The sequence below is a fragment of the Tenacibaculum litopenaei genome (assembly GCF_964514025.1).
GTDB lineage: Bacteria > Bacteroidota > Bacteroidia > Flavobacteriales > Flavobacteriaceae > Polaribacter > Polaribacter litopenaei.
This window is the reverse complement of record NZ_CAZEQT010000002.1, coordinates 87,959-100,472: the sequence shown is the minus strand read 5'-3', so window position 1 is coordinate 100,472 and position 12,514 is coordinate 87,959. Positions and strand designations below refer to the sequence as shown.

The following is a 12,514-nucleotide window of genomic DNA, read 5'->3' as shown; positions in this document are numbered from 1 at the left end:
AAGAATTACGCATAAGGAGGTGTTAGATGACTTAGGTTGGCAGCTCCACTTTCTTCAAAATCATTACCATCTCTCAATGAATTTGTCGCTTTCATCATGACCGGAAGCTGGTATTTATTGTCTTTTCGCTTGCCTTTCTTATAGGTCTCTTTGGTATCATAAATCCACTGATAGCCGTGTTTTGCCAGCATCTCTCCAAAAGTCACGAGTGCTTTTGAGCGGTAACTCTGAACTGGATCGTACAACACTTGTGCACCGTCCACCGTAGTCGAAGGCATATAAATTAAACTACTGTACTCTCTACCGTCATCGGCGTGCAGTTTTCCTACAGAAATAAAACTAATACCCGTCATGGCAATACCTGCCTTCTTACTCAAATTTTCTACGTGCCCTAAGTATTTTTTAAATTGTACAAAATCAAAAGTATTGATACGTGCATCTTCATATCCCATGGCTTTTTCAAAGGGCACAATGCAGTGTTCATCGTACACCTGCAACATTTCTATCACTTGCGGGTAACTCAACATTTCTTTGGTTCTCCCTTCGTCTTTGTAACAAAAAACACCTTTATCCTGGTTGTAGTCCTCACAAAGCTCACAAGCAAACTCCTTTCCTACCATTTTGATAAGTCGGACGATGATTCTCTTTAAAAAACTCATTTTTTTCATGATTTGGTTTGATTTTTAGTTAGCCAAATATAGCACGGGGCTGTACAATATAGCAAGGTATTTTTTCACAGTCCCAATTAAATCAAGACTTTAAAAAAAATAAAGGGGAAAATCCCCCTAATGCTTGCAGTTTTTTCACTTGACCAATTAGCAGACTTCCCCTCTTGCCCAAAAAATATTGATTTAGTTCCTAGTAATTGCGCCAACTACAAAGCGTACTTCTCACCTGCACCCTCCGTTTCCTTTTCGGGTGTTTTTCCCCTTTCACCAAGGAATACTCCTTAACTATTCACGGTTAAATACAGGTGTAAAACACCGTAATTCTCTTCTGATATTCTAGGAATTCTCCTCGAAAAAAAAGCTATCATCTCTCAGAACTTTGCCTCAGTTATTTCGAAATACTCGGCGCAAACCGAAAAGCCGTATACCAAACAGAGTAGGTACATTAAAACTTTAAACCATGCCAAATTTAGTTCCAGAATTGAACAGTCTAGACTTTAACGTGTACGTAGGTGGACCCTTACAGGCTGCCATTCAAGCACAAACGGCTGCCTCTATGGCCACCGTTAACTTTATCCAAGAAGTTGGATTTGAAAACGACGGAGATCCGGCAACTGTCGATTCGCTTCGCTATGTAGATTTTCAATACAAAAAATCGGTTCCCAATCCACATTTTGGTAAATCTGCAGCCGATTTAGCCGCTGAAGGACTTCCTCCTTCAACAGACACTGCCAACACGTATTTAGAAAATGAGGTAGAAATCAAGGTTCCCTTCCTCACCATGTTAACCATTCCATCACTGCGCATCGACGAAGTAAACATCGATTTCAATGCTCGCTTAAGTTCGACAGAAACGAGAAACGTTTCCTCAGAATTCGCCGCAAGTGCAGAGTTGGGAATCAATTACAAAATTGTGAACTTCAAAGCTTCTGCTTCGTACAAGCGCAACACTTCACAAGGAGTTAAAGTAGATAAAACCTACAACCTAGGAGTAAAAGTACGCGCCGTAAATGACGAGTTGCCAGAAGGGTTGAGTAGAATTTTAGACATGCTCGAAGACAGTATCGCTGCAGTAGCATAATCACTAATGTTAAGAGGTAGGCGTACCCGTGGTACGCAGCCTCTTCTTAAACGCAAACACTATGGTAAATTTAAATGAATATTTAGGAGGTATTGCCACTAGCCTCGCCGAAGCACGCTTGATGTCGGACTTAAAATCCTTGGAGATTGCAGAAAAATTCGCAAAACACGATTTGCTCAAACATTTTTCTATTCCTCGATTTAAGGCGCAACAAATAGAACTGTCCATTCCTGTAGCCATCGGATCACTCGAAGCCCAATTAGATACACAGTACGAACCTATCGACAATGTCGCGTTCAACTCACAGACCTATACGCTGTTAAAAAACCAATCCAAAGTCACGGCCTTTGATCGAAAAATTTCGACCGCGATACGATCGCTCATCGCAGAAGAGAGCGAATTACTAGAAAAAAACATCAAGGCGCAAAACGACGTACCATCGGCTCTCAAGCAATACGCCTATCGCGTGGCTGAACGCTTTAGTGCTGTATACCGCAAAAACGTAAACGTAAAACTACTCACTGCTCAACTCTACGAAGCACTTACGCCCGCCATTCAAACAAAAGCGACGACCAAACAACAGCCAAAGGTCATCGTAGAAGCCCACAAACTTCAGGAAATCAATCCAGAAAATATCGTGCGTATCAAAATGACACTCAACGAAGAAGGAATGGAATGGTTTACCTCTGAAAATGACAAAGGAGAGCAAGAATCGAAACTATTACCTGAATAATCATGCGTAAATCTGTCACAAAAATCACACAACAGCTCGAGCAGCAGCTGGCGGCCATCCCCGGTTTGGTCAATCAGCTCGAGCGCAAAAGTAGTTTGAGTATGCGAAGTATCGGCACTTGGTTACTCGAAACAGAAAGTGTACTCAAAGAACTAAACATGCCTGAGGTCTCAAAGTTTTCCGTAAAACGGGGGGAACTCGCTACGTTTATCCCTACGGGTTCGTCGAAAAAAAAAGAAGGGCTCTTTTTAGCCTCATCGCTGCTAACCCAAGCTCAGGACGACCTGTGGGCATGTTACCAAAAACATCAAGAAAAACTCGAACTCGGGGTCAACCTACTTCAACAGCTCTTAACACTCATTTACCAAAGCGGCCAATTCCGATACGATCCGAAGGACGATTTTACGCAATTTATACAACAAATATGGCAGTTTTGCTCGCAACACGAACAGCTAAAACCCATCAGTATTCAAATACTTACCCACCTCAACAAAACCGATGTCCTCCTTTTACTGGGCAAACACATAGAATTAGAAAATTTATAACAAAACTATCCGACTAGAATTGTTATTTTTACCCTATGAATAAAATAGAACACATCGGAATTGCCGTAAAGGATTTAGAGCAGTCAAATGCATTATTTGCTTCGTTGTTTGGAGCTCCTCATTACAAAATTGAAGAAGTCGCTAGCGAAGGAGTTAAGACCTCATTTTTTAAAACGGGGCCTAACAAAATAGAATTACTCGAAGCCACAAAACCCGACAGTCCGATTGCTAAATTCATAGAAAAAAAAGGTGAGGGAATCCACCACATCGCTTTTGCTGTCGACGATATTCACGCAGAAATTCAACGCCTTAAAAACGAAGGGTTCACCGTTTTAAACGAAACTCCCAAGAAAGGAGCAGACAACAAGCTCGTTGCCTTTTTACACCCCAAAACCACGAATGGCGTGCTCATTGAGCTCTGTCAGGATGCCGACTTGTAAAAACGAAGTAAACTCAATTGACAACACTAATAACTGACGAGTATTTAGTATCTTGCGCAGTTAAAATAGCCTATTAATCATGACTACATCTTTTGATTCTTTTCAAAAACGACGACTGCAATCCTCTTACGTTTCAGTGGTCATCAGTATTGCCTTGGTACTTTTTATGATTGGCATGCTCGGATTAATTGTTTTAAAATCGACAAAAGTTGCCAACCACTTTAAAGAAAAGGTTGTCATGACGCTTTTTTTAAAAGACGATTTAGATAAAAAACAAATCGCGAGTTTTAAAGAAGCTTTGGCAAAGGAACCCTTTACAAAAAACGTACGCTACGTGAGTAAGGAGGAAGCTGCGAAGGCCTACAAAAGAGATTTAGGAGAAGATTTTATTAAATTTTTAGGTGACAATCCGTTAAAAAATGGATTCGACATTAAACTAAAAGCAGCTTTTGTTACCCCTGAAGAAATGCTGCGTATTGAAAAGAAGTATCAAAAGAACAAGTTTGTCGCAGATGTCAACTACGATAAATTACTCGTAACTCAGCTGACTAAAAACATCAAGCGCATCAGTTTTTGGCTACTTATTTTAAGTGGTTTCTTTGGGCTTGTCGCTATTATTCTGATCAACAGTTCCATCCGATTAGCCATTTACTCAAAGCGTTTCAACATCAAAACCATGCAAATGGTTGGAGCTACCAAGCGCTTTATCCGCAAACCATTTATTTGGCAGAGCATCAAATTGGGGCTTATCGGAGCTTTGGTAGCCTTGGTATCGCTATTTATTGTCATTTATTACGTGGATGACTACGTTCCTACATTGGCCTTAACGAAAGATTACACAGCCCTTGCTTATGTTACAGGGGGCGTATTACTGACCGCTTTTTTTATCACTTGGATCAGTACCTTCTTTGCCACACAACGATTCTTAAACTTACAAACGAACGACTTATACTACTAAGCCGATTCGCTTAAAACTCATACCATGAAAAACGAAAACAACAATTCTAAAGAATTTTTATTCGGAAAACGCAACTATACCTTTATGCTTATCGGTTTGGCCGTTATAGCGCTGGGATTCATACTGATGGCAGGTGGCGGTAGTGATGACCCCAATGTTTTCAATGAAGAACTCTACAGTTGGCGACGTATTCGCTTGGCTCCAACCCTAGTAATTATTGGATTGGGCATTGAAATTTATGCTATTTTAGCCAATCCTAAAAAATAAGCATGGATATATTAGAAGCGATCATCCTTGGATTGATTCAAGGATTGACAGAATTTTTACCCGTCTCTTCCAGCGGGCATCTCGAATTAGCAAAAGCCTTGTTTGGCGATCAATCCGTACCGCAGGAGAGCTTGACGTTTACCGTGGTACTCCACGCAGCCACAGCACTCAGTACCATCGTTATTTTCCGAAGGGAAATAGCTCAGATATTTAAAGGACTGTTCCAGTTTACCTGGAATGATGAAATGAAATTTTCATTGAAAATTATCATTTCAATGATTCCGGCGGTTATCATCGGATTGGCATTTGAGGAAGAACTCGAAAGTTTTTTCAGCGGAAAAATATTGTTAGTAGGTTGTATGTTACTCGTAACTGCTGCCCTTCTTTTGTTAGCTGACAAAGCGAAAAACACTTCGAAAAATGTCACTTTTAACAACGCGGTGGTTATTGGTATTTCTCAAGCCATTGCCATGTTACCGGGAATATCGCGTTCTGGAGCAACAATTTCTACCTCCGTATTACTCGGAATCGACCGTACCAAAGCTGCTCGATTCTCATTTTTAATGGTGGTACCCTTAATATTAGGAAAAGTAGCCAAGGACCTCTTAGGGGGTGATATCAATTTTAGTGACACCTCAGTAACTCCATTGGCCGCAGGCTTTGTTGCTGCTTTTGTATCGGGAATACTAGCCTGTAACTGGATGATTGCCTTAGTAAAGAAAAGTAAATTATCATATTTCTCAATTTATTGTGCTATAGTTGGTAGTATCGCTATAGGATATGCTTTATTTATGTAGATGACTTTAGAAGAATTTAAAAACGGAAAAGTTTTACTTATTGACAAACCTTTGGAGTGGACCTCATTTCAGGCGGTAAACAAATTGCGCTGGCACATAAAGAAGCGCTTCAATATTAAAAAAATAAAAGTGGGGCACGCGGGGACTTTAGATCCTTTAGCTACTGGCTTACTGATTATTTGTACGGGAAAACAAACAAAAAACATCGAAACTTACCAAGGACAAATTAAAGAGTACACCGGTACGATTACCTTGGGGGCTACCACACCGAGTTACGATTTGGAAACCGAAATTGATCAGGAATATCCCACAGCACACCTTACAGAAGCAATGTTGCACGAAGTAACCCAACAATTTTTGGGTGTTATTGCTCAGAAACCACCAATTTTTTCGGCGATAAAAAAGGATGGTAAACGCTTGTACGAACTGGCAAGAGCTGGTAAAACTACCGAGATCAAAGCTCGTTCTATTGAAATCCAAACCTTTGAACTCACTAGCATCAATTTACCTGAGGTAAACTTTAGAGTCGTTTGTAGCAAAGGAACTTATATTCGTTCGTTAGCCCACGATTTTGGGCAAGCCCTCCAATCTGGGGCGCACTTATCAGCATTGCGAAGAACCAAAATAGGTGATTTCTCTGTTGATGATGCTACGAGTATCGACGGCTTTGTAAGCGCATTGGACGCTACAGCCCCCACAGAAGAAAACGATTGATTGCCTTCATGGCCATAAAAAAGGAACACCTAGCACAAACGTACTAGGTGTTTTTTTATATACTATGCTGGGCTATTATACCCAATACATTAAACTGGTCACTAAGGCTACTACTACGGCGCTAAAAATACCGAACTGCAATTGTTGTTGTTGGCGTTGACGTGCCAATTGTCGCTTAAACTTTTCTCTGAATACCAATAGCTTTTCTCGAGGTACCGGTCGAAACTTCAAGGCTATCTTTTTGGTGTTTTTCCCTAAGAGTTTCCTAGACGTTAAGCCTAACAAATCGCGTTTACGGGATCTAAATTTACTACTACTAATGGTCGTTAATATTCCTAAGGTTCTTCTTCTTTCCATGATTACATTGTTTTCCTATATGACGACCAAAAAACAAAAATGTTACAATCGCCTTTTTGGAATAGTTTTTGTAAAACTAGGAAAAACAACAAATTACATGAAAAAACTACTACTCGCTATCACCTTACTTTTCAGCTATTATCAGGTCAACGCACAAGATTTAAAGGGCAGTCCATTCTTCAGTGCTTCACTGGGAACCACCTTAGGCATCAACCAAGAATACGATGCTGATGACGACAGTAGCGGGACACTTATCGAACCGAAATCGATACTTTTACGCACTTCGGTAGGTTATTATTTTGACGATCGTTGGGCCGCCAGTTTTAACCTGGGATACGATCATCACTTCAGTTACTCCATCAATGCAATTCCGATGTTTGGAAGTTTGCGATACCACCTCAGCCACCAAGAAAGTAGCGCGGTATTTGTCGAGGCGAGTTACGGTCAGATGTTTCGTCTTTCGCATCGCTTCTCGAACGGGAATTACTATCGATTTGGATTGGGCTTTATGTCCTTAAGTTCACACAGTGTAGATGGGTTCGTCCGCATCGACTATCACCGAAAAATGATTGCAGGCTTCAAAAACGGCTATTTAGACAGTCTTTCCATAAGTATTGGATTTACACTATTTTAAGCGCAACCACTACAAAAATCGACTATACCAACTTTCAGTAATAGGCACTTCCCAATACGTATCAAACTCGTATTTGTTTTGCACTAAGTTATCGAAAACCACAGTTTTTGAAGATACCGACTTGTCTTTCAACAATTTTTTAAAGGCTTTGACATCTTTGTATTGCACAAAATCACCTTGCTTAAAACAAACGTTCATCTTGTCCATCAACACGAGTTCGTACGTTTGTTCTAGCCCCAAAATAAAGCTAACCTGTGCATCGATATCGGCATTGGTTAACACGGCTTGCTCATCGGCAAAAAACACGATAAAACGCTGGTACTCCAAGCTAAAAGACGCTTTGAATTCTGGGTCTTCTGCTTTCCAGCCGTCTACGAAGTTGCGCAACTTTTCGTTCAACGCCTCCAATTCCTGCGGGTAAAACTTTCTACTCGCTGGGTATATCCACACCTTTGCGTCTTCGGTTAACGTATCTTTAGTAACAAACATCTGATAAATTTTTGGCAAAGATACCAAAAGAAAAATCCGTTTAAACAAAATGTTCAAACGGATTATCAACTTTTAATTCTAATTATTAGCTCAATAATGATAGTAAATCTCCCTCGGTATTCCTACCCTTATTTTTGTTGTACCAAATTTGCAAATCTTTTTTGAATTCTGCATCCAATTTGCCATTTTTTTCTTTGTAATCTAAAACCATAGCCGTCGCTTCAGAAGGACGTGGCCCCCAAGTACCAATTACATTTTTATCGGCATCCAGGGCTATGAGTTTTGGGATGGCTCGGGCACCGTTGGTCAAAAAAGCATCCATCAACGCCGGGTGCTCATCGCGAAGCACGAGTTTTAAATCAATTTGCTCGTTTTCTTCAGCCAATTTATTAATCACAGGTAAATTTTGAGCTGCATCACCACACCAACCTTCTGTAAGGACCAACCACGTGCGTTGTTCCTCTAAAGCCTTCACTTGCGTTTTCGCCTCTTCAGAAATCTTAATAGTTTTGTCCAAACGCTTCATGCGCTTGTCGTTCAAAGTGCTGTAATTCAACAAATCGTCCGACTGGTTAACTCCTGTCGATTTTCCTTCCTGAATTAAATCGTGAACTAAGGTTCTATACGTCTCGTAAGACATGGCGTTTTGTAAGCTATTTTCTATAATTTCTTTCATGACTCTTGTTTTTGCAAAAGTAACGAGGAAGTACAAACTACAACGTTACTTAGGTTACACTATAGCTTAGACGTACTTTTTTAAAATACTTACGACCACAAGTCTTTATTCGCTTTTAAGTTCTCGATGATGTCTTTTGTCATGGCACTCAAATCGTACTCATGGCGCCAACCCCAATCTTTACGAGCCTGGGTATCGTCGATGATATCGGGCCAAGAGTCCGCAATATCTTGACGGAAATCCGGAGCGTAGCTCATTTCGAATTCAGGAACGTACTTTTTAATCTCTTCAGAAATCTCTTTCGGAGTAAAGCTAATAGCTGCCAGGTTATACGAGGTACGCACTTTGATCTCTTCAGGGGCAGCTTGCATAATTTTTACCGTAGCATCAATAGCATCTTCCATATACATCATTGGCAATCGTGCGTCTTCTTTCAAGAAACACTCAAACGATCCTTTTTTAAGCGCCTCGAAATAGATGTCTACAGCATAGTCTGTAGTTCCTCCTCCGGGCAAGGTTTTCCAACTGATGATTCCTGGATAGCGAATACTTCGAACGTCAACACCGTATTTATCGTGGTAATAGTTACACCAGTGTTCTCCGGCTACCTTACTAATTCCGTATACCGTTGATGGCTCCATCACAGTTTGTTGCGGTGTGTTCATTTTTGGAGACGTACTCCCAAAAACGGCCATAGAACTTGGCCAATACACCTTTTTAATCAATTTTTCTTTCGCCAACTCCAAAACCGCCAACAGGGAAGTCATATTTAAATCCCATCCTTTCAACGGATATTTCTCTGCAGTTGCCGATAGCATGGCTGCCATTAAATACACGTCAGTGACCCCGTATTTTTCGACAACTTCTTGAATATTTTCTTTGTTAGTAGCATCTACAATTTCAAATGGGCCGGATTCCATCAACGCTGCACTGCCTTCTCTAATATCAGATGCGATTACTTGTTGATTTCCGTAAATAGCTCGCAACCTTTCCGTTAGAGCTACTCCAATTTGGCCACAGGCCCCAATGATAAGTATAGTCTCACTCATTATTAATAATTCAAAAATATAGGCATACAAAAGTATTAAATTTAAGAATTCACAAAAGAAAAAACGCAATTTTTAACTTTTAATAAAGAAGAAGAGTCAGATACTTCTTTGGCTTATCTCCTAAAATAAAGTACCTTTACCACCATGAAAACATTAGTGAAACTTCCCTATATCCTCGGTCTTTCGACCCTTTTTGTAACGAGTATTTCTTGTGAAGAAAAAAAGACTGCTCCGCAAACGAAAACCGTTGTCAAAACCGGATTTAAGCAATTTCACAATTACAAGGTAAAACCTCTTAACGACGCCAATTTACAGCGTATCAAACACTGGAAAGAGTTTAAAGATTTGCAGGAATTTTTGGCTGTGTACAACAAAATTTCAGCCCGCGAGGCACTCGACAATGCCCTGGAACTCAAAAGTCTTACAAAAATGGCCAAGGACAGTAACCGAATCGACGCTTTGCAAACCCGTGCATTTAAAGCGAGAATTAACGTTTTTGAAAACGAAGTATTGCGCTTGGTTGACATGACGTACATCCCAGCCATCTCTTCGGGAGAAGTTAACAAGCAAATCAGCGCTGTTGTGAATACCTACAACAGTATGGCCTCTAAAATTGAACATACCTATAAAAAGCAAGACTTGGATAAAACGGTGAAGCTCGACAGCGTTTTCAATAGAATGCAGTAATTAATCGAGTTCCAGTAGGGCTCGGTTAATCAAACTTGTTTCGTAGCCTCTGTACTTCAGAAAATCAAATAGTTTTTTTCTGCGTTTAAACGGATCTTCCTCACGAAGACTCTGTTGTTTTTTGGCCACCAACTCAAACAAGGTTTCCTCGTACTCCTCCGCATCGATTTCTCGGAGCGCTACTTTTATTAAATACGAAGAGATATCCCTGAACTTAAGCTCTCGTGTAATGCGGTCTCTTCCCCATTTTTTTATGCGAAACTTTCCGCGGGCAAAACTCTTAGCAAAGCGTTCTTCATTTAAAAACTCATGGCTTAGCAAATGTAATAATATGTGTTCACGTGCCTCTGGAATCAGTTGGTATTGTATCAATTTCTGCTCTACCTCTTTATGGCAGCGATCTTGATACACACAGTACTGTTCCATTTTGCGTTTGATTTCCTCAACCGTATACACTTTTCTATGCATGCTCTAAAATTTTGCTGGGCAAATATAGTAGGATTCCGACAATTATTTGAGTCGGTCTAAAAAGGCCATGGCCCGTTCTTTATAACTCGCTCCGATCGGAATTTCCACGGCGCCCACTTCTATATCGTGCAAGGTAAAAGCAGTAATTTTTTGTGTATTGATCAGGTATGAACGGTGCACACGTAAAAAGGTTGTTGCTGGCAATTCGGCTTCTAAGCTGCCTATTTTATACTTAGACAATACCTTTTTACCGTCTTCCAGATACACTTTTACATAATCTTTTAGACTTTCTACATATACGATGTGATCCAGTAAAATCTTGTGAAATTTTGTCCCTGACTTTAAGAGTATATACTCTTTTTCCGCTGCTGTCGTTGCCGAAGGTAACACCGTCGCTTCTTTTCTAATAAACCGATCAACAGCCTTTACAAAACGTTCAAAAGTAATGGGTTTGAGAAGGTAATCAACAGCTTCCAATTCATAACTTTCAAAAGCGTATTCTCGGTAGGCCGTGGTAAAAATTGTTTTCGGTGGATGACGGAGTGTTTTTAACAACTGCAACCCTGTCATAGACGGCATTTTAATATCTAAAAACAACAGATCAACCTTTTGGGTACTGATGATTTCAAAGGCTTTCATCGCTGTCGAACAGGTAGCAATGACCTCCAAGCGATCTATTTTACTGATGTGATTTTTCAACAGCTCTTGAGCCAAAGGCTCATCGTCGACAAGCAAGCATTTTATCTTCGTCATTAATGGTCAATTTTTACGGTGAGTACTACTTCAAAATACGAACGATCAACGGTGATATCCAACTCATAAGCTTCAGCGTAAACTAAATCGAGTTGTTTGGTAATATTAGTTAATCCAATTCCCTCTTCCTTGGCTTGGTATCCGAGGGGAATAGAATTTTTAATCCGAAATACAAACTCGTCATCGCCAACCTCGGTGTGCATGTGTATGCTCGGGGCTCCGCTATCTTCCCCAGCGCCGTGTTTGAAGGCATTTTCTACCAAAGATAGTAAGATTAACGGAGGAATTTCAACATCTCCGCTGAGCTGCTCGGAAGTTTCTATTTTTAGACGTTCGTCATAGCGCAAACGCTCCAAACTTATATAGTTGGCAATCAACTGCAACTCATCAGAAAGCAATACCCAATTTCCAGAGCACTTGTACAATACGTGATCCAAAATTTCAGAGAGTTTCCCTATAGACTCAGCAGTATTCGGTGCATTACTCAGGGCCAGCGTATAGATGTTATTGAGGGTATTGAACAAAAAATGAGGATTGAGTTGCGCTTTGAGCATTTTTAATTCGTTGCGCGCCTTTTCTTTACTGAGTTCCAAATCGCGCTCCTTTACCTTTTTGTATTCTCCGAAGTATTTAACCAACAAAAAAAACACCACTCCTGAGTAGAGTGCCGGGATGTAGCCGTGTAATAATTTTTTCCAATCTGTTAAAATCTCCCAAACGGGTTCTTGTACAAAGGGAGGTGTTCGTACCAGCGTTTCGCCGACGTGCACTACCATGATGCGTTCAACGACACTAAACGCGTACGTACCGAGGATAAAAAACAAAACGGTGAGGAGATAGCGGCGTTTCCACAGGTAATTCGGAATTACCCAATAGGCAAAGAAATACGAAGCTCCCACTTGGCCCACAATAATGCAACAGTACATCACGGCAATTTCAAAAGGGCTTTCTCTGCTGTATACCAACTCTTTCGGAATCATTAACAACAAGATTCCCAACCAAAACAAACTGTGTTTTACCCAACGGGGTTGCTCAAAAAAAAACCGCAATATTTTATCTATAGTACTCATGGTGGCTAAAGATACGCAAGGAGTATCAAACGGTACCAAAAATCGACCAACGAGAAAAAATCGCTCCCAAATGTAACCTCTCCGTCGCCCAATACGTCCATTGAGTACACTTTTAGTAAACGTCGACT

The 12,514-nt window shown here is 40.5% G+C and carries 18 protein-coding genes; 10 read left to right on the top strand and 8 right to left on the bottom strand.

The genetic code is table 11. From position 1 onward, the window contains the following. Nucleotides 1-5 precede the first annotated feature (5 nt). Nucleotides 6-668: a hypothetical protein gene (locus tag ACKTS5_RS03180; RefSeq protein WP_408042390.1), complete on the bottom strand. Its 663-nt coding sequence runs from the start codon at nucleotides 666-668 to the stop codon at nucleotides 6-8. Between the two features lie 460 nt (nucleotides 669-1,128). On the opposite strand from ACKTS5_RS03180, the gene ACKTS5_RS03175 reads away from it, so the two are divergent. The 8 genes from ACKTS5_RS03175 (at nucleotide 1,129) to truB (ending at nucleotide 6,203) form a co-directional block, all read left to right on the top strand. After that, a complete protein-coding gene (locus tag ACKTS5_RS03175; RefSeq protein ID WP_408042389.1) occupies nucleotides 1,129-1,749 on the top strand; it encodes a DUF2589 domain-containing protein in 621 nt (206 codons plus the stop codon). A gap of 61 nt (nucleotides 1,750-1,810) precedes the next feature. Then, on the top strand, nucleotides 1,811-2,482 hold the full coding sequence (locus ACKTS5_RS03170) for a hypothetical protein (RefSeq protein ID WP_408042388.1): 672 nt from the start codon (nucleotides 1,811-1,813) through the stop codon (nucleotides 2,480-2,482). A 2-nt stretch (nucleotides 2,483-2,484) separates the two neighbouring features. Next, nucleotides 2,485-3,027 (top strand): hypothetical protein, encoded by a 543-nt coding sequence (locus ACKTS5_RS03165; RefSeq protein ID WP_408042387.1) that lies wholly within the window; start codon nucleotides 2,485-2,487, stop codon nucleotides 3,025-3,027. Nucleotides 3,028-3,062: 35 nt separating this feature from the next. Next, nucleotides 3,063-3,467 (top strand): methylmalonyl-CoA epimerase, encoded by a 405-nt coding sequence (gene mce / locus ACKTS5_RS03160; protein ID WP_408042386.1) that lies wholly within the window; start codon nucleotides 3,063-3,065, stop codon nucleotides 3,465-3,467. 79 nt (nucleotides 3,468-3,546) lie between these two features. Continuing rightward, nucleotides 3,547-4,425 (top strand): cell division protein FtsX, encoded by an 879-nt coding sequence (locus ACKTS5_RS03155; protein WP_408042385.1) that lies wholly within the window; start codon nucleotides 3,547-3,549, stop codon nucleotides 4,423-4,425. A gap of 24 nt (nucleotides 4,426-4,449) precedes the next feature. After that, nucleotides 4,450-4,692 carry a DUF3098 domain-containing protein gene (locus ACKTS5_RS03150; protein WP_408042384.1) on the top strand — a complete coding sequence of 81 codons (243 nt, stop codon included), beginning with the start codon at nucleotides 4,450-4,452 and terminating at the stop codon, nucleotides 4,690-4,692. Nucleotides 4,693-4,694: 2 nt separating this feature from the next. Then, nucleotides 4,695-5,489, top strand: a complete 795-nt coding sequence (locus tag ACKTS5_RS03145; RefSeq protein WP_408042383.1) for an undecaprenyl-diphosphate phosphatase — start codon at nucleotides 4,695-4,697, stop codon at nucleotides 5,487-5,489. Then, nucleotides 5,490-6,203 carry a tRNA pseudouridine(55) synthase TruB gene (gene truB, locus ACKTS5_RS03140; RefSeq protein WP_408042382.1) on the top strand — a complete coding sequence of 238 codons (714 nt, stop codon included), beginning with the start codon at nucleotides 5,490-5,492 and terminating at the stop codon, nucleotides 6,201-6,203. Nucleotides 6,204-6,278: 75 nt separating this feature from the next. On the opposite strand, the gene ACKTS5_RS03135 is transcribed toward truB, so the two are convergent. Then, the gene (locus ACKTS5_RS03135) at nucleotides 6,279-6,560 is read right to left on the bottom strand and encodes a hypothetical protein (protein WP_408042381.1); all 282 of its coding nucleotides are present in this window, start codon (nucleotides 6,558-6,560) and stop codon (nucleotides 6,279-6,281) included. A gap of 97 nt (nucleotides 6,561-6,657) precedes the next feature. Between ACKTS5_RS03135 and ACKTS5_RS03130 the strand changes: the two genes are divergently transcribed. Continuing rightward, nucleotides 6,658-7,194, top strand: a complete 537-nt coding sequence (locus tag ACKTS5_RS03130; protein ID WP_408042380.1) for a hypothetical protein — start codon at nucleotides 6,658-6,660, stop codon at nucleotides 7,192-7,194. Between the two features lie 9 nt (nucleotides 7,195-7,203). On the opposite strand, the gene ACKTS5_RS03125 is transcribed toward ACKTS5_RS03130, so the two are convergent. From ACKTS5_RS03125 to ACKTS5_RS03115, 3 genes are all read right to left on the bottom strand, one after another. Further along, a complete protein-coding gene (locus ACKTS5_RS03125) occupies nucleotides 7,204-7,683 on the bottom strand; it encodes an ABC transporter ATPase (RefSeq protein ID WP_408042379.1) in 480 nt (159 codons plus the stop codon). Nucleotides 7,684-7,768: 85 nt separating this feature from the next. Then, nucleotides 7,769-8,359, bottom strand: a complete 591-nt coding sequence (locus ACKTS5_RS03120) for a thioredoxin family protein (RefSeq protein WP_408042378.1) — start codon at nucleotides 8,357-8,359, stop codon at nucleotides 7,769-7,771. 89 nt (nucleotides 8,360-8,448) lie between these two features. Continuing rightward, nucleotides 8,449-9,408 carry an NAD-dependent epimerase/dehydratase family protein gene (locus tag ACKTS5_RS03115; RefSeq protein ID WP_408042377.1) on the bottom strand — a complete coding sequence of 320 codons (960 nt, stop codon included), beginning with the start codon at nucleotides 9,406-9,408 and terminating at the stop codon, nucleotides 8,449-8,451. A gap of 144 nt (nucleotides 9,409-9,552) precedes the next feature. Here ACKTS5_RS03115 and ACKTS5_RS03110 point away from each other — a divergent pair, with 144 nt between their 5' ends. Further along, nucleotides 9,553-10,095, top strand: coding sequence for a hypothetical protein (locus tag ACKTS5_RS03110; protein WP_408042376.1), 543 nt, complete (start codon nucleotides 9,553-9,555; stop codon nucleotides 10,093-10,095). Here the strand turns inward: ACKTS5_RS03110 and ACKTS5_RS03105 are convergent, their stop codons facing one another. The 3 genes from ACKTS5_RS03105 to ACKTS5_RS03095 are packed head-to-tail and all read right to left on the bottom strand — an operon-like array spanning nucleotide 10,096 to nucleotide 12,386. After that, nucleotides 10,096-10,563 (bottom strand): regulatory protein RecX, encoded by a 468-nt coding sequence (locus ACKTS5_RS03105; RefSeq protein WP_408042375.1) that lies wholly within the window; start codon nucleotides 10,561-10,563, stop codon nucleotides 10,096-10,098. A 42-nt stretch (nucleotides 10,564-10,605) separates the two neighbouring features. Further along, nucleotides 10,606-11,316: a LytR/AlgR family response regulator transcription factor gene (locus ACKTS5_RS03100; RefSeq protein WP_408042374.1), complete on the bottom strand. Its 711-nt coding sequence runs from the start codon at nucleotides 11,314-11,316 to the stop codon at nucleotides 10,606-10,608. Then, entirely contained in the window at nucleotides 11,316-12,386 is a 1,071-nt protein-coding gene (locus ACKTS5_RS03095) for a sensor histidine kinase (protein ID WP_408042373.1), read from the bottom strand. Before ACKTS5_RS03095 ends, ACKTS5_RS03100 begins: the two co-directional genes overlap by 1 nt. Between the last annotated feature and the right edge of the window lie 128 nt (nucleotides 12,387-12,514).